General features: G+C 67.4%; 12 protein-coding genes. 2 read left to right on the top strand and 10 right to left on the bottom strand.

The annotated features are described in order from the left end of the window. Positions 1 to 146: 146 nt before the first annotated feature. The 4 genes from NA11_RS13530 to NA11_RS13515 are packed head-to-tail and all read right to left on the bottom strand — an operon-like array spanning position 147 to position 4643. Positions 147 to 2459 (bottom strand): ATP-dependent DNA ligase, encoded by a 2313-nt coding sequence (locus NA11_RS13530; RefSeq protein ID WP_069162199.1) that lies wholly within the window; start codon positions 2457 to 2459, stop codon positions 147 to 149. Between the two features lie 50 nt (positions 2460 to 2509). After that, complete coding sequence (locus NA11_RS13525; protein ID WP_069162198.1) at positions 2510 to 2734, bottom strand: antitoxin; 225 nt, start codon at positions 2732 to 2734, stop codon at positions 2510 to 2512. A 38-nt stretch (positions 2735 to 2772) separates the two neighbouring features. Continuing rightward, positions 2773 to 3915 (bottom strand): MBL fold metallo-hydrolase, encoded by a 1143-nt coding sequence (locus tag NA11_RS13520; RefSeq protein ID WP_069162197.1) that lies wholly within the window; start codon positions 3913 to 3915, stop codon positions 2773 to 2775. Further along, the gene (locus tag NA11_RS13515) at positions 3915 to 4643 is read right to left on the bottom strand and encodes an enoyl-CoA hydratase (RefSeq protein WP_069162196.1); all 729 of its coding nucleotides are present in this window, start codon (positions 4641 to 4643) and stop codon (positions 3915 to 3917) included. The genes NA11_RS13520 and NA11_RS13515 overlap by 1 nt, the downstream gene beginning before the upstream one ends. A gap of 90 nt (positions 4644 to 4733) precedes the next feature. Between NA11_RS13515 and NA11_RS13510 the strand changes: the two genes are divergently transcribed. After that, positions 4734 to 5837 (top strand): NAD(P)-binding domain-containing protein, encoded by a 1104-nt coding sequence (locus NA11_RS13510; protein WP_069162195.1) that lies wholly within the window; start codon positions 4734 to 4736, stop codon positions 5835 to 5837. Here the strand turns inward: NA11_RS13510 and NA11_RS13505 are convergent. The 6 genes from NA11_RS13505 to NA11_RS13480 all read right to left on the bottom strand — a co-directional run bounded on the left by NA11_RS13505 (position 5834) and on the right by NA11_RS13480 (position 13396). Next, a complete protein-coding gene (locus NA11_RS13505; protein ID WP_069162194.1) occupies positions 5834 to 6691 on the bottom strand; it encodes an aldo/keto reductase in 858 nt (285 codons plus the stop codon). The two genes, NA11_RS13510 and NA11_RS13505, sit on opposite strands and share 4 nt — an antisense overlap. Before the next feature lie 221 nt (positions 6692 to 6912). After that, a complete protein-coding gene (locus NA11_RS13500; protein ID WP_069162193.1) occupies positions 6913 to 8436 on the bottom strand; it encodes an acetyl-coenzyme A carboxylase carboxyl transferase subunits beta/alpha in 1524 nt (507 codons plus the stop codon). A gap of 51 nt (positions 8437 to 8487) precedes the next feature. Beyond that, the gene (locus NA11_RS13495; protein WP_014981574.1) at positions 8488 to 9090 is read right to left on the bottom strand and encodes a GTP-binding protein; all 603 of its coding nucleotides are present in this window, start codon (positions 9088 to 9090) and stop codon (positions 8488 to 8490) included. Next, positions 9071 to 9445, bottom strand: a complete 375-nt coding sequence (locus NA11_RS13490) for a DUF742 domain-containing protein (protein ID WP_014981573.1) — start codon at positions 9443 to 9445, stop codon at positions 9071 to 9073. Before NA11_RS13490 ends, NA11_RS13495 begins: the two co-directional genes overlap by 20 nt. Positions 9446 to 9452: 7 nt before the next feature. Beyond that, positions 9453 to 9866, bottom strand: coding sequence for a roadblock/LC7 domain-containing protein (locus NA11_RS13485; RefSeq protein ID WP_011207200.1), 414 nt, complete (start codon positions 9864 to 9866; stop codon positions 9453 to 9455). After that, on the bottom strand, positions 9863 to 13396 hold the full coding sequence (locus tag NA11_RS13480) for a HAMP domain-containing sensor histidine kinase (RefSeq protein ID WP_167837635.1): 3534 nt from the start codon (positions 13394 to 13396) through the stop codon (positions 9863 to 9865). Before NA11_RS13480 ends, NA11_RS13485 begins: the two co-directional genes overlap by 4 nt. Before the next feature lie 317 nt (positions 13397 to 13713). On the opposite strand from NA11_RS13480, the gene NA11_RS13475 reads away from it, so the two are divergent. After that, positions 13714 to 15753, top strand: coding sequence for an AMP-binding protein (locus NA11_RS13475; protein WP_069162192.1), 2040 nt, complete (start codon positions 13714 to 13716; stop codon positions 15751 to 15753). The last annotated feature ends 94 nt before the right edge of the window (positions 15754 to 15847 follow it).

Here is a 15847-nt window from a genome sequence, read left to right as displayed (position 1 = left end):
CCACTGACGGAGTTCCGCAAACCCTGCCCACTGTTCACACAGGTTACGACCTCTGTGAACAGTACCGAACCTCTGTGAACGCACCTGACGCCTTATCGTTCGACGTCTCTTGCCAATTCGTCCTGGCGGAGGCTACCTGTACCGCGTCAGTCGGTGGTGCCGAGCCAGGCGGGGTGCCAGAGGCGGCCGGTTTCGGTCCAGTTCATGAAGCGAACCGTGCCATGGATTTTGGGGGTCACCCAGACCGCTTCCTTGCGTTCCTCGGCGGTCAGGTCGTTGTCGAACGGGGTGGTTTTGCGGTCGAGTTTGTTGAGGCGCTTGGCCAGTTCCTTCATGTCCTGATCGTTGAAGCCGGTGCCGACTCGGCCGACGTAGATGAGCCGGTCCTCGTAGGGGATGCCGACGAGGAGGGACTTGAAGTTCCGCGCGTCGCTGCGCCGCCAGCCGCCGATGACGACCTCCTGGGTGCGCCAGTTGCGGTGCTTGACCCACGAATGTCCGCGCTTGCCAGGCAGATACACCGAATCCTTGCGTTTGGCGACGACGCCTTCCATGCCGTGTTCCTGGCTGTAGCGCACGGCGTCGGCACCGGAGCCGTCCAATCGTGGCGGCACCATCAGGGACGGCGCGGTGCCTGCCAGTGCCTCCAGCACCCGCCGCCGATCCGAATAGCGTTTGCGGACAAGCGATGTGCCGTCCAGGTACAGGACGTCGAAGGCGACGAAGACCGCCCGTGCCGCATCCGCCTGCAGCAGGCCGAGATTGGCGACACCGTGGTCGTCGAACACCACGGCTTCGCCGTCGAGGACGACACTGTGGTCGGCCAATTCCGCGGCGAGCCCGGCGATCCCCGAGTATCGACCGGTGACCACATTGCCGACCCGGCTGCGCAAGGTCAGCGTGCCCGCATCGACCTCGGCGATGAGCCGGAAGCCGTCCCATTTCGTTTCGAAGCACCACTCGTCGGGCGTCAGGTCGGCGACATCGCCAGGCGTGGCGAGCATCGGCGCGAGACCACGCGGAAAGGTCGACGGCCCGCTCGGCACCCGAATGATCCGGCCGGACGATCCGCTCGGCTCGGCACCGACCGCGCCGTTCGGCTCGGCACGCTGCTCGCGCATCCGATGCATCAGCCACTGGTTGCCGTTGGTCTGGATCAACGCGTAGCGACCGTTGAGCCGCTGCCCGTGGAATTCGACGATGACCTCGTCGTCGCGCCACTTCTCCGTCTCGTAGGTGCCGGAATCCCAGATCGTCATCTCGCCTGCGCCGTACTCCCCCCTCGGGATGGCGCCGTGAAAGTCCAGGTATTCCAGCGGATGATCCTCGGTGTGCACGGCGAGCCGGTTCTGGTCCGATGAGGTCGGCGGGCCCTTCGGCACCGCCCACGACACCAGCACCCCGCCACGTTCCAGCCGCACATCCCAATGCAGCCGCCGCGCATGGTGTTCCTGCACGACGTAGCGGTTGCCGTCGGTCGGCACCGGCCGGTCGGCGGGCACCGGCTCCGGTGTCCGCGCCGGGTCGCGCATCGATCGATACTTCGCGAGCGCGTCGGCGCCGGATTCCGCCGAGGCCTTGCTGCCCGAGGCCAGCGGCGGGTCGAGCTCGGCGAGCAGATCACCGTCGGCCCGCCATCGGGCAAGCACCTCGTCGAACCGTAAGTGCCGCAACTTCTTCCGGTTCTCGATTTCCTTCCAGGTGCGCGGCGCCGCGGCATTGGGCTGCTCGCGCCCGCGCATCGAGTACGGCGCGATCGTCGTCTTGGCCGGATTGTTCTGGCTCCAGTCGAGGAAGATCTTGCCCTTGCGCACCACCTTCGCCATGGTCGCGGTCACCAGATCCGGGTGCAGCTTCTCCAGATTCGTCGCCACCTGCTTGGCAACGGTGGACGCACCGCCGGAGCTCAGCTCCCGATCCAGCGGGACGTAGAGATGAATTCCCTTGCTACCGCTGGTGACCGGAAACGCGCGCAGTCCGATCCCCTCGACCATGTCGCGCACCGCGAGCGCCACCTGCGCACAGTCGGCCAGGTCCGCGCCGGGCCCCGGGTCGAGGTCGAACACCAGCCTGGTCGCCGGACCCACCTCATCGCCGTCGAAACGCCATTGCGGCACATGGACTTCCAGCGATGCCTGCTGTCCGAGCCAGGCCAGCCCGGCCTCGTTGTCGATCACCGGATAGGTGACCTTGCGGTCGGAGTGCTGAATGGTGTGCCGCGCGAGCCACGACGGCGCGTGCGCGGCGAGATTCTTTTCGAAGAAGGACGGCTCGTCGACCCCGTTGGGCCACCGCTTCCTGGTGACCGGGCGCTGCACGATATGCGGGAGCATCGCGGGCGCGATCGCCGAATAGTAGGCGATGACTTCGCCTTTGGTGGTGCCGGTGGCCGGATACAGCACTTTGTCGAGGTTGCTCAGTTCAACCTCGATACCCCCGAAGCTCCGGCGGGCTGCCATATCAGCAATTTTAGAGGCGGGGACCGACAGAAACCGGGCCCCGCCGCTCGTCAGCCCTGCGGGCCCGGCTGCTCGGGCGTACCGGGCTGATCCGGCGGAACCACCTTCTTGGCGGCTTCCTTACCCTTGGCGATCTTGTCCGAGTACTTGCCCTGCGTCTTCTGGTCGATGAAGTCGCCACCCTTGTCGATGGCGTCGTTGATCTTGTCGGCGTTCTTGGCCGCAGCGTCTTTGCCCTTGCCGACGAGGCCCTTCAAGGTATCCGCGAAGCTCATAGCATTCGTTCCTTCCTGTAGCCCACTAGAACGAGTGTTCACCCAACATCTTCCCACCACGAATCCCGTGGTGGTGTGCCTATGGGGTCGACCCGCTGGCCCGGCATGGGCACCGCGATCTTCGTACCAGCGGTTTCGGCCGCCGACACCATCCGCCGCACCGGCTCGGACCAGCCGTGGAAGGCCAGATTGAACGTCGCCCAGTGAATCGGCACCAGCAGCCCGTGCCCGGCGTCACCGACACACAGATCGGCGTGCGCACGGACCGCTTCCTCCGGATTCATGTGCACGTCGCGCCAGCGCTCGTCGTAGGCGCCGATCGGTAGCAACGTCAGATCGAACGGGCCAAGCGCCGCACCGGCTTCCGCGAACGCCTTGGTGTATCCGGTGTCGCCGCCGAAGTAGACCCGCTTGGTCGGTCCTGCGATCGACCACGATGCCCACAGCGTGGTGTTGCGGATCAGCCCGCGTCCGGAGAAGTGCCGCGCCTCGCTACAGGTGAGCACCAGATCGGCGCCCGCCCGCGCCCGGCCGAGCGCCGAGAGCGATATCGAACCGCCCCAATCCAATTCGATGATCCGATGCTCAGGAACACCCCAGTGCCGCAGGTGCGCGCCGATGCCGATCGGCACCAGGAACGGCGCGGTCTGGCGCAGCACCAACTCCCGGACGGTCTCCTTGTCCAGATGGTCGTAGTGATCGTGCGAGATGATCACCGCGTCCACCGTGGGCAGCTCGGCCAGCGGAGTCGGCACCGGATGCATGCGGGTCGGGCCGACCAGCGCGGATGGCGAAACCCGTTCGCTCCATACCGGATCGGTGAGTACCCGGTAGCCGTCGACCTCGATGAGCGCGGTGGCATGCCCGTACCAGGTGACGGCGAGATCGGCGGCAGCCGAAGGCAATTGCGGGGTCTGCAGCGGGATCACCCCGCTCGGCCGACCGGCATTGCGCTTGGTGAGCGCCGAAACCAGCAGGGACGGAGCGGATCCCGCGGCGAGCTGACTACTCGGCTCGGTGTTGTGGAACTGGCGGTTGCGATAGGTGGCCGCGCCGGTCGCGTACGGCTGGATGGCCGAGATCGAGGCGCCCATCGCCGAGGGAATGCCCCACGCCGCGCGCACCACCCAGCTGAGCCCGAGCGCGCCCGCCGCGGTGCCTGCCATGCGTCGAATGCCCATCATCGCCCCACAAATTTCGCGGCACGCTTCTCTTGCCTGGCCAGCAGCCCCTCCTGGGCGTCGGCGCTTGACCACGTCGCCTCGAAGGCGGCGCGTTGCTGGGCGTTGTCCGGCTCGCGGGTGCCGTCGTCGTTGAACACCAACTTCATGTAGCGCAGCGACAGCGGCGCGAGCTCGGCGATCTGCTTGGCCCACGCCTGCGCGTCGGCCAGCGTGCCGAGCTTGTTCGCGAAGCCGAAATTGTAGGCGTCGACGGCCGAGACAGGCTCGGCGCCGAGCAGGATGGTCCTGGCGGGCCCGCCGCCGATCAGCGAGGCCAGCCTGCGTACCGTCCAGCGGTCCACCGAGATGCCCAGCTTGGCCGCCGGGATCGCGATATACGCGTCCGGCGCGATCACCCGCAGGTCCGAGGCGATCGCCAGCTGCACACCCGCGCCGAGCGCGCCGCCGTTGATCGCCGAGATCACCGGCACCGGGGCGGACTCGATGAGATGCAGCATCTCCATCAAGCTGTTGAGGAATTCCTCGGAATAGACGCCGGTCAGATCCGCGCCCGCGCTGAAGATCGGGCCATGCCCGGTCAGCACGATCACCCGCGCCTCGTCGGCGATGGCGGCAAGCACGGCCTCGCGCAACAGCGTGATGAGTTCGAGGTTGAGCGCGTTGCGGCGCTCCGCGCGCTGAAGTTCGATGGTCACTACGTCACCGTCTCGGCTAACTCCGAGCATGCGACCTCCCCAACTGAGCGATCCGTCTGGTTACATTCACTGTGCCACAGCAGACGGCTCACTTCGTTGAAGCAGATACGATCTTCGGCTGTGCCGACAGACTTCGATATCTTGGTGATCGGCGCTGGTCAGGCGGGACTGTCGGCCGGTTATCACCTCCAGCGCCTCGGGTTGCGCCCCGAGCAGGACTTTCTCATCGTCGACCACGCGCCTGGACCTGGTGGCGCCTGGCAATTCCGCTGGCCCTCGCTCACGCTGACCACGGTCAACCGGGTCCATGACCTGCCCGGCATGTCATTCGCGGAAACGTTGCCACCCGGCTCCGAATCGGCGCCTGCTGCTACTGCGGTGCCGCACTACTACGAGCTCTACGAGAAGCGGTTCGAGCTGCGGGTGCGAAGACAGGTCTCGGTCACCGTCGTCTGCGACCGCACCGAAGACGGCAGCCCCGCCGAGCACGGCCCTGTCCTCAACGCGGAAACCGATTCGGCAGGCACGATTCGGGTGCGCGGCCTGATCAACGGCACCGGTACCTGGGAACACCCCTTCATCCCGCGCTATCGCGGCGCGGAGACGTTCGCCGGGCGGCAGCTGCACACCCGCGACTACCGCACAGCCGCCGAATTCGCGGGCAAGCATGTGGTGGTGGTCGGCGGCGGCATCTCCGCGGTGCAGCTGCTCGACGAGATCTCTCAGGTCACGTCGACCACCTGGGTGACGCGGACCGAACCGATCTTCCGCGAGGCGTCCTTCGGCCCCGAGGACGGCCGCGCGGCGGTGGCCAAGGTCGAAGACCGGGTGCGCCGCGGTTTGCCGCCGGGATCGGTGGTTTCGGTGACCGGGCTGCGGCTCGACGACCGGCTGCGGGCGGCCAAGGAACGCGGCGCACTGCACCGGCTGCCGATGTTCGATCACATCGAACCGGACGGGGTGCGCTGGACCGACGGCGCCTTCCAGCATGCGGACGTGATCCTGTGGGCCACCGGATTCCGCAGTGCGCTCGACCATTTGGCGCCGCTGCGGCTGCGCGGACCCGGTGGCGGCATCACGATGACCGGGCGGCTGGCCACCCAGGTGGCCGCGGATCCGCGCATCCATCTGATCGGCTACGGGCCGTCGGCGAGCACCATCGGCGCCAACCGCGCGGGGCGGGCGGCGGCCGTTGAGCTGACCAGCTACCTGGGTCTCGGTTAGACGTCCAGGCCCTGGCTGAAGGTGTTCGGGTCGTCGCCGACGCGGGTGCCGGTGTCGAGCGCGTTGATCGCGGCCACCTGGTCGCGGCTGAGCTCGAAGCCGAAGACGTCCAGGTTCTCGGCGATCCGGGACGGAGTGACCGACTTGGGGATCACGATGTTGCCGAGCTGCAGGTGCCAGCGGATGATCACCTGCGCTGGCGTGCGATCGACGGCGGCGGCGATCGAGGCGATGGTGCGATCGTCGAGCAGCGTCCCCTGGCCGAGCGGCCCCCACGCCTCGGTGGCGATGGCGTGACCCGCGTGGAACTCGCGCAGCTCGCGCTGAGCCAGCCGCGGATGCAGTTCGATCTGGTTCACCGCGGGAATCTCGCCGGTCTCGGCGATCACGCGGGATAGGTGCTCGGCGGTGAAGTTCGATACGCCGATGGAACGGACCCTGCCCTGCGTCTTCAGCGCCTGCAGTGCCCGGAACGTGTCGACGTAGCGGTCGGCGGCGGGCACCGGCCAGTGCACCAGGTACAGATCGAGGTAGTCCAGGCCGAGGCGCGCCATGCTTGCGTCGAAGGCGCGGAGGGTGGAATCGAAGCCCTGTTCGGAATTCCACACTTTGGACGTGACGTAGACCTCGTCGCGGGGCAGCCCGGATTCCCGGATCGCGCGGCCGGTGCCCGCTTCGTTGCCGTAGATCGCGGCGGTGTCGATGCTGCGGTAGCCCGCCTCGAGCGCGGCGGTGACGACCGGGAAAACCTCGTCGTCGGGCACCAAGAAGACGCCGAAACCGAGTTGCGGGATCACGTTCCCGTCGTTCAGCACGATCGAGGGGATGGCGGAGGTCTCGCTTCTGAAGGTCACATGCCGACGGTAGAAGTGTGGCGGCGAGCCGTCAACGCTGCCCCTTGGCGTGTTGGCTCCAGGTTTGCCGTCCGACCTGGGACTTCGTGCCGACGCACAGTGACGTGTCCGACTCACTGTCCACCGTGACGTCAGGTGCCGTTTCGGCTCGGTCGCCCGGTTGTCACATCCGGGTTGCCGTCGCGGCATCGCTCTTCGATTCGGGGTCTGTCCAAGGCCGATCAGTCAGTGCTGCTTGGCAAGCCGAGGCGGCGGTAGCGGGCCTTGCGGAGGGCGCGGAGGTCCGCGTCGGGGTGCGCGCGTAGCTGAGCGAGTTCGGCGCCGATGGCGGCGACCATGCGGCGGGCGAACTCGACCGGCTCGTCGGCCGCGTCGGGGAATTCGGGCACGATGCGGTCGACCACGCCGTCTGCCTGCAAGTCGGCCGCGCGAATGCGTTGCGCGCGAGCCAGCTCCGGCGCGTGCGCGATGTCCCGGTAGACGATCGCGCTTGCACCCTCCGGCGGCAGCGGGGCCAGCCAGGCGTTGGTGGCGGCGAGGACGCGGTCCGCGGGCAGCAGGGCCAGCGCGCCGCCGCCGGTGCCCTGGCCGAGCAGCACCGAGACCGTCGGCGTGTCCAAAGTCACCAAATCCGCGATGCAGCGCGCGATTTCGGGGGCCAATCCGCGCTCCTCGGCCTCCTTCGACAGGGACGCACCCACCGTGTCGATGACCAGGACGAGCGGTATTCGCAACTCTTCAGCAAGCGCCATGCTGCGTCGTGCTTCCCGGAGTGCGGCGGGCCCCATCGCGTCGTCCTGCTGCCCGGATCGGTCGTGGCCGAACACCACACACGGCTGCCCACGGAAGCGGGCCAGCGCGTGCACCACGGTCCGATCGGACTCCCCCTGTCCCGTGCCGCTGAGCGGAACCCGTTGCGTCACATGGCGTAGCAGATCACGGATGCCTGGCCGGTCCGGCCGTCGCGAGATCAGGACGGACTCCCACGCCGAGATCCCGTCCGAAGCCGCCACGCGCACCGGAGCCGACGTGCGCCCGAAGGACCGTCGATCCTGCTCCGCGACAACCGAATCCGGCACTCCACTGAACACACTGAGCGCACGGTGGGCGATGCGGCGAAAGAGCGGGACAGTGACCACTCCATCGATAACGCCACGGCGGTAAAGGTTTTCGGCGATCTGCACGCCCTCTGGAAACGGGTGACCATAGAGCGCTCGGTAGACCCGTGGTCCCAGAAACCCGATCAACGCGCCGGGTTCGGCAAAAGTCATGTGCCCCAAGGAACCCCACGACGCGAAGACCCCGCCCATGGTCGGGTTGCGCAGATACACCAGATAGGGATGGCCGGCGGCCTTGTGCGCGGCGACGGCACCGGCGATCTTCACCATCTGCACGAAGGCAAGGGTGCCCTCCTGCATGCGAGTGCCGCCGGAGGTCGGCGAAGCGACCAGGGGCAGCCCGAGTTCGGTGGCGCGCTCGACCGCCGAGACGATCCGCTCCGCCGCGGCAACACCGATCGAGCCAGCCAGAAAGCCGAACTCACAGGCGATCACGGCCACCCGATGCCCACGGAGCAGCCCTTCGCCGGTGAGCACCGATTCATCGGTGCCCGCCGCGACTGCCGCTTTCTGTAGAACCTCGCGATACCGCATGGTGGCGGCCACCGTGATCGGTGGCCGGTCCCAGCTGACAAACGAGTCGATATCGAGCAGTTGCCCGAGCAGCTCGCGCGCCGAAATTCTCACCGAGTGAGCTTAGCCACTCGGTTCATGGCGAATGTAGCACCGCGCGAACGGCTAGTAACCCTGCATCACCTTCCGCAGGGCGTACTCGGTGAGCGCGACCAAGGCCTGCTTGGCCGGCTCACGACGCCGTGCGTCGATGGACAGGATCGGTACGTCCGCAGGCACGGCGAGTGCCTGGCGGATGTCCTCGATCGGGTACCGCGGCGCGTCGTCGAATTCGTTGAGCGCCACCAGGAACGGCAGGCCCCGCGCTTCGAAGTAGTCGACAGCCGCGAAGCTGTCCTCGAGTCTGCGGGTGTCGACGAGCACCACGGCGCCGATGGCACCGCGGATCAGGTCGTCCCACATGAACCAGAATCGATACTGGCCCGGCGTACCGAAGAGGTACAGCACCAGATCGTCGGCGAGGCTGATCCGGCCGAAGTCCATCGCCACGGTGGTGGTCGACTTCATCGGGATGCCTGTCAAATTATCGATACCGGTACTGGCATTGGTCACCAATGCCTCGGTGCGCAGCGGAACGATCTCCGAGACAGCACCGACCATCGTGGTCTTACCGACACCGAAGCCACCCGCGACCACGATCTTCGCCGACGTTGGCTTGCTGGTACGGGTGTCGACCTGCGCCGTCGAATCAAATACGCCGGAGTCCACTGAGAACCCTTTCGATCAGCTCGCGACGTTCATCGTCGCTGGAATCGTCTTTCAAAGTTGCCGAAACGCGGACGTGGCCGGCCTCGATCAGGTCGGCAACGAGCACACGTGCCACCCCGATGGGGATACCCAGTCGGGCTGCTACCTCGGCAACGGACGGCGATTCTCTGCACAACTCCACGATTGACGTCTCGATGTTGGTCAGTTCGAACTGCCGCTCCAGGGCGACCGGATGCGATGCGACGAGGGCCTCCAACGCCAACTCGACCGCGGGCCTCGTTCGGCCTGCGGTCAACGAGTATGGGCGGACGAGGCTCGGCTCGGCGCTCCCCACGCGGTGATCTTCTATGTCCATCCCACCATCAGGAACCCATCGTGACACGTGGCGTGGCCTGGACAGTCTGGCCGACACGCTCGACCAACAACGCCATCTCGTAGCCGACCTGACCGATGTCGCACGAGGTGTTGGTCAGCACTGCCAGGTACGAGCCGTCGCCGACTGCCATGAGTAGCAGGTAGCCGTGTTCCATCTCGACGACGGACTGCAGCACGGTGCCGCCCTCGAACAAGTTCGAGACGCCGACCGAGAGGCTGGCGAGCCCGGCGGTGACGGCCGAGAGCTGCTCGGCACGGTCGACGGGCAGCTGCGCGCTCGCGGCCATGAGTAGGCCGTCAGCCGAGACCAGGACGGCATGGGCTACGCCAGGAACCTCGTTGGCGAAGTTCGAAACCAGCCAATCCAGCTGACGATTCGTACCACCTAGATCGGGGTTCATCGGTCTCCTTTATCTCCGGTTAGGTTCATTGCTCTCATTGCGCGGCCATCCCGGACGCCTTGCTGGTGACGACTCAAGCTGGACCTGATCGTTTCCGGGTCACGGCTCGGTGCCCTATCCACCGCACCGTTGACGGCGCCCGGGACCAGCCTTCCGCCCGGATTGCGTTGCGGCAACCCGGCCGCCGTCTTTGTCTCGGTTTGCGCCTCACTGGCCCGGCGAGCCGCTTGCCAACCTTCGTCACCCGGCGACTCGAAGGAGGCAGCCACTTGTGACCGGTCCATATTCGGGTCTGAGAGCCACGCAGACATCATTTCCGCGAAAATTGGTGTCCCGCCCATGACGGAATCGCCGGTATCGACCGCGGGTTGCAGCCTGGTTTGGAAGAACGAGGCAGTTCTGGTCGGGTTCGCCCGGTAGCTGTGGCGACCGGGATCGGCGCCCGCGTCCGGGTCGTTGCGCGGCTCATCGGCGTCCGGCCGTGCGGCCCGACCACGTTGCGGCAGAGCGACTCCCGGCGCGGACTCCCGCTGCGCCAGACCTTCGGCGCCCGGTTCGCGTTGTGGCAGGTTCGGCGGTACCTGGGACCCAGGCTGCCGCTGTGGCAGCCCGGTCGGTGTCGCGTCCCGCTGCGGCAGGCTCGCCGCCGCGTGACGCGACGGTAGGCCACCGGAACTGGGATCACGCTGCGGCAGCCCCACACTCGGCTCACGCGGCGGCACACCGCCAGCGCTCGGCTCACGCTGGGGCAGGCCACCATGGCTCGGCTCACGCTGCGGCAAGCCACCCGAGGCGGATTCCCGCTGCGGCAAACCACCGGAGCTCGGATCGCGCTGCGGCAGCCCTACGCTCGGCTCACGCGGCGGCACACCGCCTGCGCTCGGTTCGCGCTGCGGCAGACCACCGGACGCGGATTCCCGCTGCGGCAGGCCGTTTTCGCCACGCTGACGCTGCGGCAGCCCACCGGCATTCGGATCACGCTGCGGCAGACCATTCGGTCCTACCTGCCGTTGCGGCAGCCCGGTCGCACCGCTGTCGCGCTGCGGCAAGCCGCCCGCGCTCGGATCGCGCTGCGGCAAGCCGGAGCTCGGATCGCGGGGTGGCACACCGTTCTCGCCGCGCTGACGCTGCGGCAGGCCGCCAGGGGGCTGGGCTAGCCCACTGATGCTCGGTTGCGGCACCCCGTTGCTGCCAGGCTGCCGTTTCGGCAGCTCGCCCGAATTCGGGTCCCGCGGCGGCAGACCCGTCACGGTCGGCTCGGCCGGAGCGCCCGGCTGCCGCGGCGGCGGACCGCCGGGGGTGACATTGCGCTTGGGCAGGTTCGCCGCGGCGAGCTTGCCGCGCTGCGGCCCGTTCGACTGCTGACCGGGGGCCGGGCGCAGGGTCGGACCCGCCTGTTGCGCGTTCATGCCCGCTGCCATCGCGTTGCCTGGCTGCCGCTGGGGCAGCCCGCCTGCCGCGAGTGGAGTGCTCGGCGAGGTGTTGGGCTTGCTGACCGGAATCGGCCCGCTCACCCCTGGATCGACGGTCACCATGACATTGCCGCCCGGCGTCCGGGTGATCGCCCGCATCTGCATCGACGACGGGCCTGCCGGCCTCGGCCGTTCCTGCGCCTGCGGCGACGGCGTGACCGGCTGGGCCGTGATCGGCTTGCCGGCAACGATCAGCCCACCGGGCACATGCACGGTGACGGTGACACCGGGATCGCGGGCGGTATCGAAGGTGGGGCGCAGCCGCACGGTGAGACCGTGCCGCTCGGCCAGCCTGCCGACCACGAAGAGACCCATGTGGCGCGCGGTGTCCGGACCCGGCTCCGCGGTCTGCTCCAGTCGCCGGTTGATATCGGCCATCTCCGGCGGCGGCATACCGATACCGCGGTCGGCCACCTCGATGAGCATGCCCTGATCGTGTGCCTGCGCGAAGGTGAACTTCACGTCGGTCTCCGGCGGGGAGGCACGCAGCGCGTTGTCCAGCAGCTCGGCGAACAGATGCGCCATATCGGAGGCGGCGGGCTCGACCAGCGAACCACGCGGTGTGGCACCCAGTTTCACCCGCTCGTAGTCCTCGACCTCGGAGATCGCGGCACGCAGCACGTCGGCGATCTCGACCGGCGCGGACTTCGCGCGGCGCTGCCTGGTGCCTGCCAGAATCAGCAGGTTGTCACCGTTACGACGCATACGAGCCGCGAGATGGTCCAGCCGGAACAGGTTTTCCAGCAGACGCGGGTCCTTCTCGTCGTATTCCATCGCCTCGATCAAGCTGAGCTGATGGTCGACGAGCGACTTGGAGCGCCGGGCCAGGGTCTCGAACATGTCGTTGACCTGGGAACGCATCTGCGCCTGGTCGCTCGCGAGGCGCAGCGCCTGGCCGTGGATGTCGTCGACGGCACGGGCAAGCTGGCCGATCTCCTCGGTGCTGCGCACCGGCATCGGTTCCAGCGGAACCTCTTCCGGCGAGGCGCCGTTGCGGAGCTGGGACACCTCGTGCGGCAGGTCGCTCTCGGCGACCCGCAGCGCCGCGAGGCGCAGCCGGTGCAGCGGCACGATCATCGACCGCGCCACGAACACCGCGAGCAACAGCGCGGCGAGGATGGTGGCAACGACGACCGCGGTATAGGTCCACGCGTCGCGCTGCGAGGTGGACACCAGCGAGCTCATCGCGACGTCGATGTCCTTGGTGGCCTTGCTCACCACAAGCTCGTAGACCGCGAGGCTGTCGGTCAGCGACTTCTTCAATTCGCCGACCGGCTGCTGCCCGGCCTTCGCCTGCGGGCTGGTCAGCAACCGCACTCGGGTGTCGATGCCGACTTTGAGGTCGTTGATCGAGGTGTCCCCGTCGGGGAATCGGTGCGACAGCACGTTGAGCAGCGAGCGTTCGGTGCTAGCGGCGATGAGGAAGCCCTGGACACCGTCGGGCTCGTTGGCCAACACGGCAGGGAACGCGGCGACTTCACCGACCAGCGTGGCACGGGTGTTGAGCGAGTCGACCAGGCGCAGCTTGGCCGTGTCGACCGCGGTGTCGCTCACCTGGCCGACCGTCGACTCGACGATCCGCACGCTGTCGTTGCGGACGCGGTCGATCAGACCGATGGCGTCGGAACTCGGCGGTGGCCGCACCGCCTTGCCCTGCTCGCGCACGGCGCGAGCCTGGGTGAGCATGCTCTCCAGCGCCGCGCGGGCACCGGGCACACCGTTGAGACGTTCGGTCGCCTTCTCCGCGTTGCTGATCGCCTTGTCGAGGTCGGCAAGGTTCTGATCGGTCACCACAGACACATTCGGCACGACGGAAACCATCTGCGAACCGACGGTTGTCGCCGTCTGTGCACTCAGCGCGGTGACGGCCGGGATGGCCCCGACGTTCTCCGCGACGCCGGCAAGCCGACTCGAGTCGGCGAACTCCGAAGAAATCCTGGACACGCCGAGTCCCACCGCGACTGCCAGCGGAACGGCAAGCACTGCCGTTACCTTCCAGCGCAGGTCCCAGTTGCCGAGCGCCCAGCGCCTTCTGCCGGACCTAGCGGCGTCACGCATCTCCCACTCACTTTCCAAACTGGCCCCAACCACGCGCCATCAGCGAACCTCCACACGCATTACTGGCTCGACAGGCGGAGCTGGCCGAGAACTGCGGCTGGCCGAGAAATTGCGTCTACGACGGCCCAAATAAGTGACATCAGATTCTAACGGATCAATAACTTCTTGGGTGACTCCGAGTAAGCCTGCGCCCCTTGACCTGCCAGTTCCAGGCAAAACCAATGGTCACAACACCCACCCGGGCGTCGCGTGAAGTCTGCCACAATCAACCAGATCTATCGAGGCGGGCATCGAGGCGAGGCTAGGGAGTCACGGGATTGAACGTGCGGCACGAGTACCGACCGGTCTATCAGACCAGCTTGGTCGATCCCGCCGAGTTCTGGGCCGGCGCGGCTGAAGCGATCGACTGGGACGTGCCACCAACCCAGATCGTCGACGCCACCGCTCGTCCAGTGGCCAGGTGGTTCCCGGACGCTCGCCTCAACACCTCCTTCAACGCCCTCGACCGGCATGTGCACGGCGGCGCTGGCGGTGAGGGGGGCTTAGCGAATCAGCCCGCCTTAATATACGACTCCGCTATGACGGGCACCAGAGGCGTTTTGACCTACGCCGAACTGCTCGAAAAGGTTGCTGGATTCGCGGGAGCGATGCTCCGCCTTGGCGTCTCGGCGGGCGATCGCGTCATCATCTACCTGCCGATGATCCCCGAAGCGGTGATCGCGATGCTGGCCTGCGCGCGCATCGGCGCGGTGCACTCGGTGGTGTTCGGCGGCTTCGCCGCGCCCGAGCTCGCGGCACGCATCGACGATGCCGAGCCAGTGTTGATCATCACAGCATCCGGCGGCCTCGAACCGGGCAAACAGCTCGATTATCCGCCGATTGTGTTGCAGGCCTTGGACCTCGCCGAGACCACCGCGCCGCGCACGGTGATCGTCAAGCAGCGGCCGCAGTTCCCGACGATCCACTTCTCCGCGCCGCAGGCCGCCACCGCATCGATGCCGAGTTCCGCACACACCGTCGCGGCCCAGTGGCTTGATTGGGACGATGCTGTCCGCGATGCGCCACCGGCCGATCCGGTTCCGGTCGCCGCGACCGATCCCCTCTACATCCTCTACACCTCCGGCACTACCGGAAAGCCCAAGGGCGTCGTACGGGACAACGGAGGACACGCGGTTGCCCTCGCTTGGTCCATGCGCAATATCTACGACGTAGGTCCCGGCCAGGTGATGTGGACGGCCTCCGATGTCGGCTGGGTCGTCGGCCACTCCTACATCGTCTACGCGCCACTGCTGGTCGGCGCGACCACGCTGCTGTACGAAGGCAAGCCGGTCGGCACCCCGGACGCGGGCGCCTACTGGCGGGTGGTCGCCGAACACGGGGTCCGCGTGCTGTTCACCGCACCGACCGCGCTGCGCGCGATCCGCAAGGCCGACCCGGACGCCGCGCTCGCCAACGGTTACGACCTGTCGTCGTTGCGTGCGCTGTTCTGCGCGGGCGAACGACTAGATCCGGCCACCTACGCATGGGCCGACGAGGTGCTGCTCGCCGGCCGGACCGACTGCCCCGTGGTCGACCACTGGTGGCAGACCGAGACCGGCTGGCCGATCTGCGCCAATCCGCTTGGCCTGCAACAGCTTCCGATCAAAGCAGGCTCGGCATCGGTGCCGGTGCCCGGCTACCGGATCCGGGTGCTCGACTCAGAGGGCAACCCGGTGGCGCCGAATGTCGAGGGCAACATCGTGATCGGGCTGCCGCTGCCGCCCGGCACGCTCACCGGACTGTGGAACGACGACGAGCGCTACCAGCGCTCTTATCTGGCCGCCTACCCCGGCCACTACCTGACCGGCGACTCCGGCTACTTCGACGACGACGGCTATCTCTTCGTGCTCGGCCGCAGCGACGACGTGATCAACATGGCCGGGCACCGGCTGTCCGCAGGCAGCATCGAGGCGGCTATCGCAGGCCACGAGGCGGTCGCCGAGTGCGCGGTGGTCGGCCTGCCCGACGAACTCAAGGGCCACCGGCCGCTGGCCTACGTGGTGCTGAAGTCCGGGGTCGAGGTCGACCCCGCCCAGCTGCGCGAGGAACTGATCGGCCGGGTGCGCACGCAGATCGGCGCGATCGCCACGCTGCACGACGCCATCATCGTGTCCGCGCTGCCCAAGACCAGATCCGGCAAGATCCTGCGCAAGACCATCCGGCAGATCACCGCGGGCGATCCGTACGACGTGCCGTCCACCATCGAGGATCCCACCGTGCTCGACGCACTGGAAGTACAGATCCGAGCGGCCATGCCTGCGGTGGCGCCGGAGCACACCGAGCAGGTGGTCGTCCCGGACGTCGGCTCTCCCGCGTAGACGCGAAAACAACCGCCGCACTGTGCGATTCCCACCTGCTTAGAGATTCCTCAGAGAACGCTCACGCGGGTGCCAGTGCGGCGGCCTAGCGTCG

It is taken from the genome of Nocardia altamirensis NBRC 108246 (assembly GCF_001612685.1).
Classification (GTDB): Bacteria; Actinomycetota; Actinomycetes; order Mycobacteriales; family Mycobacteriaceae; genus Nocardia; species Nocardia altamirensis.
Note: the sequence above shows the minus strand (reverse complement) of the source record. Positions and strands in the feature narration are given on the sequence as shown.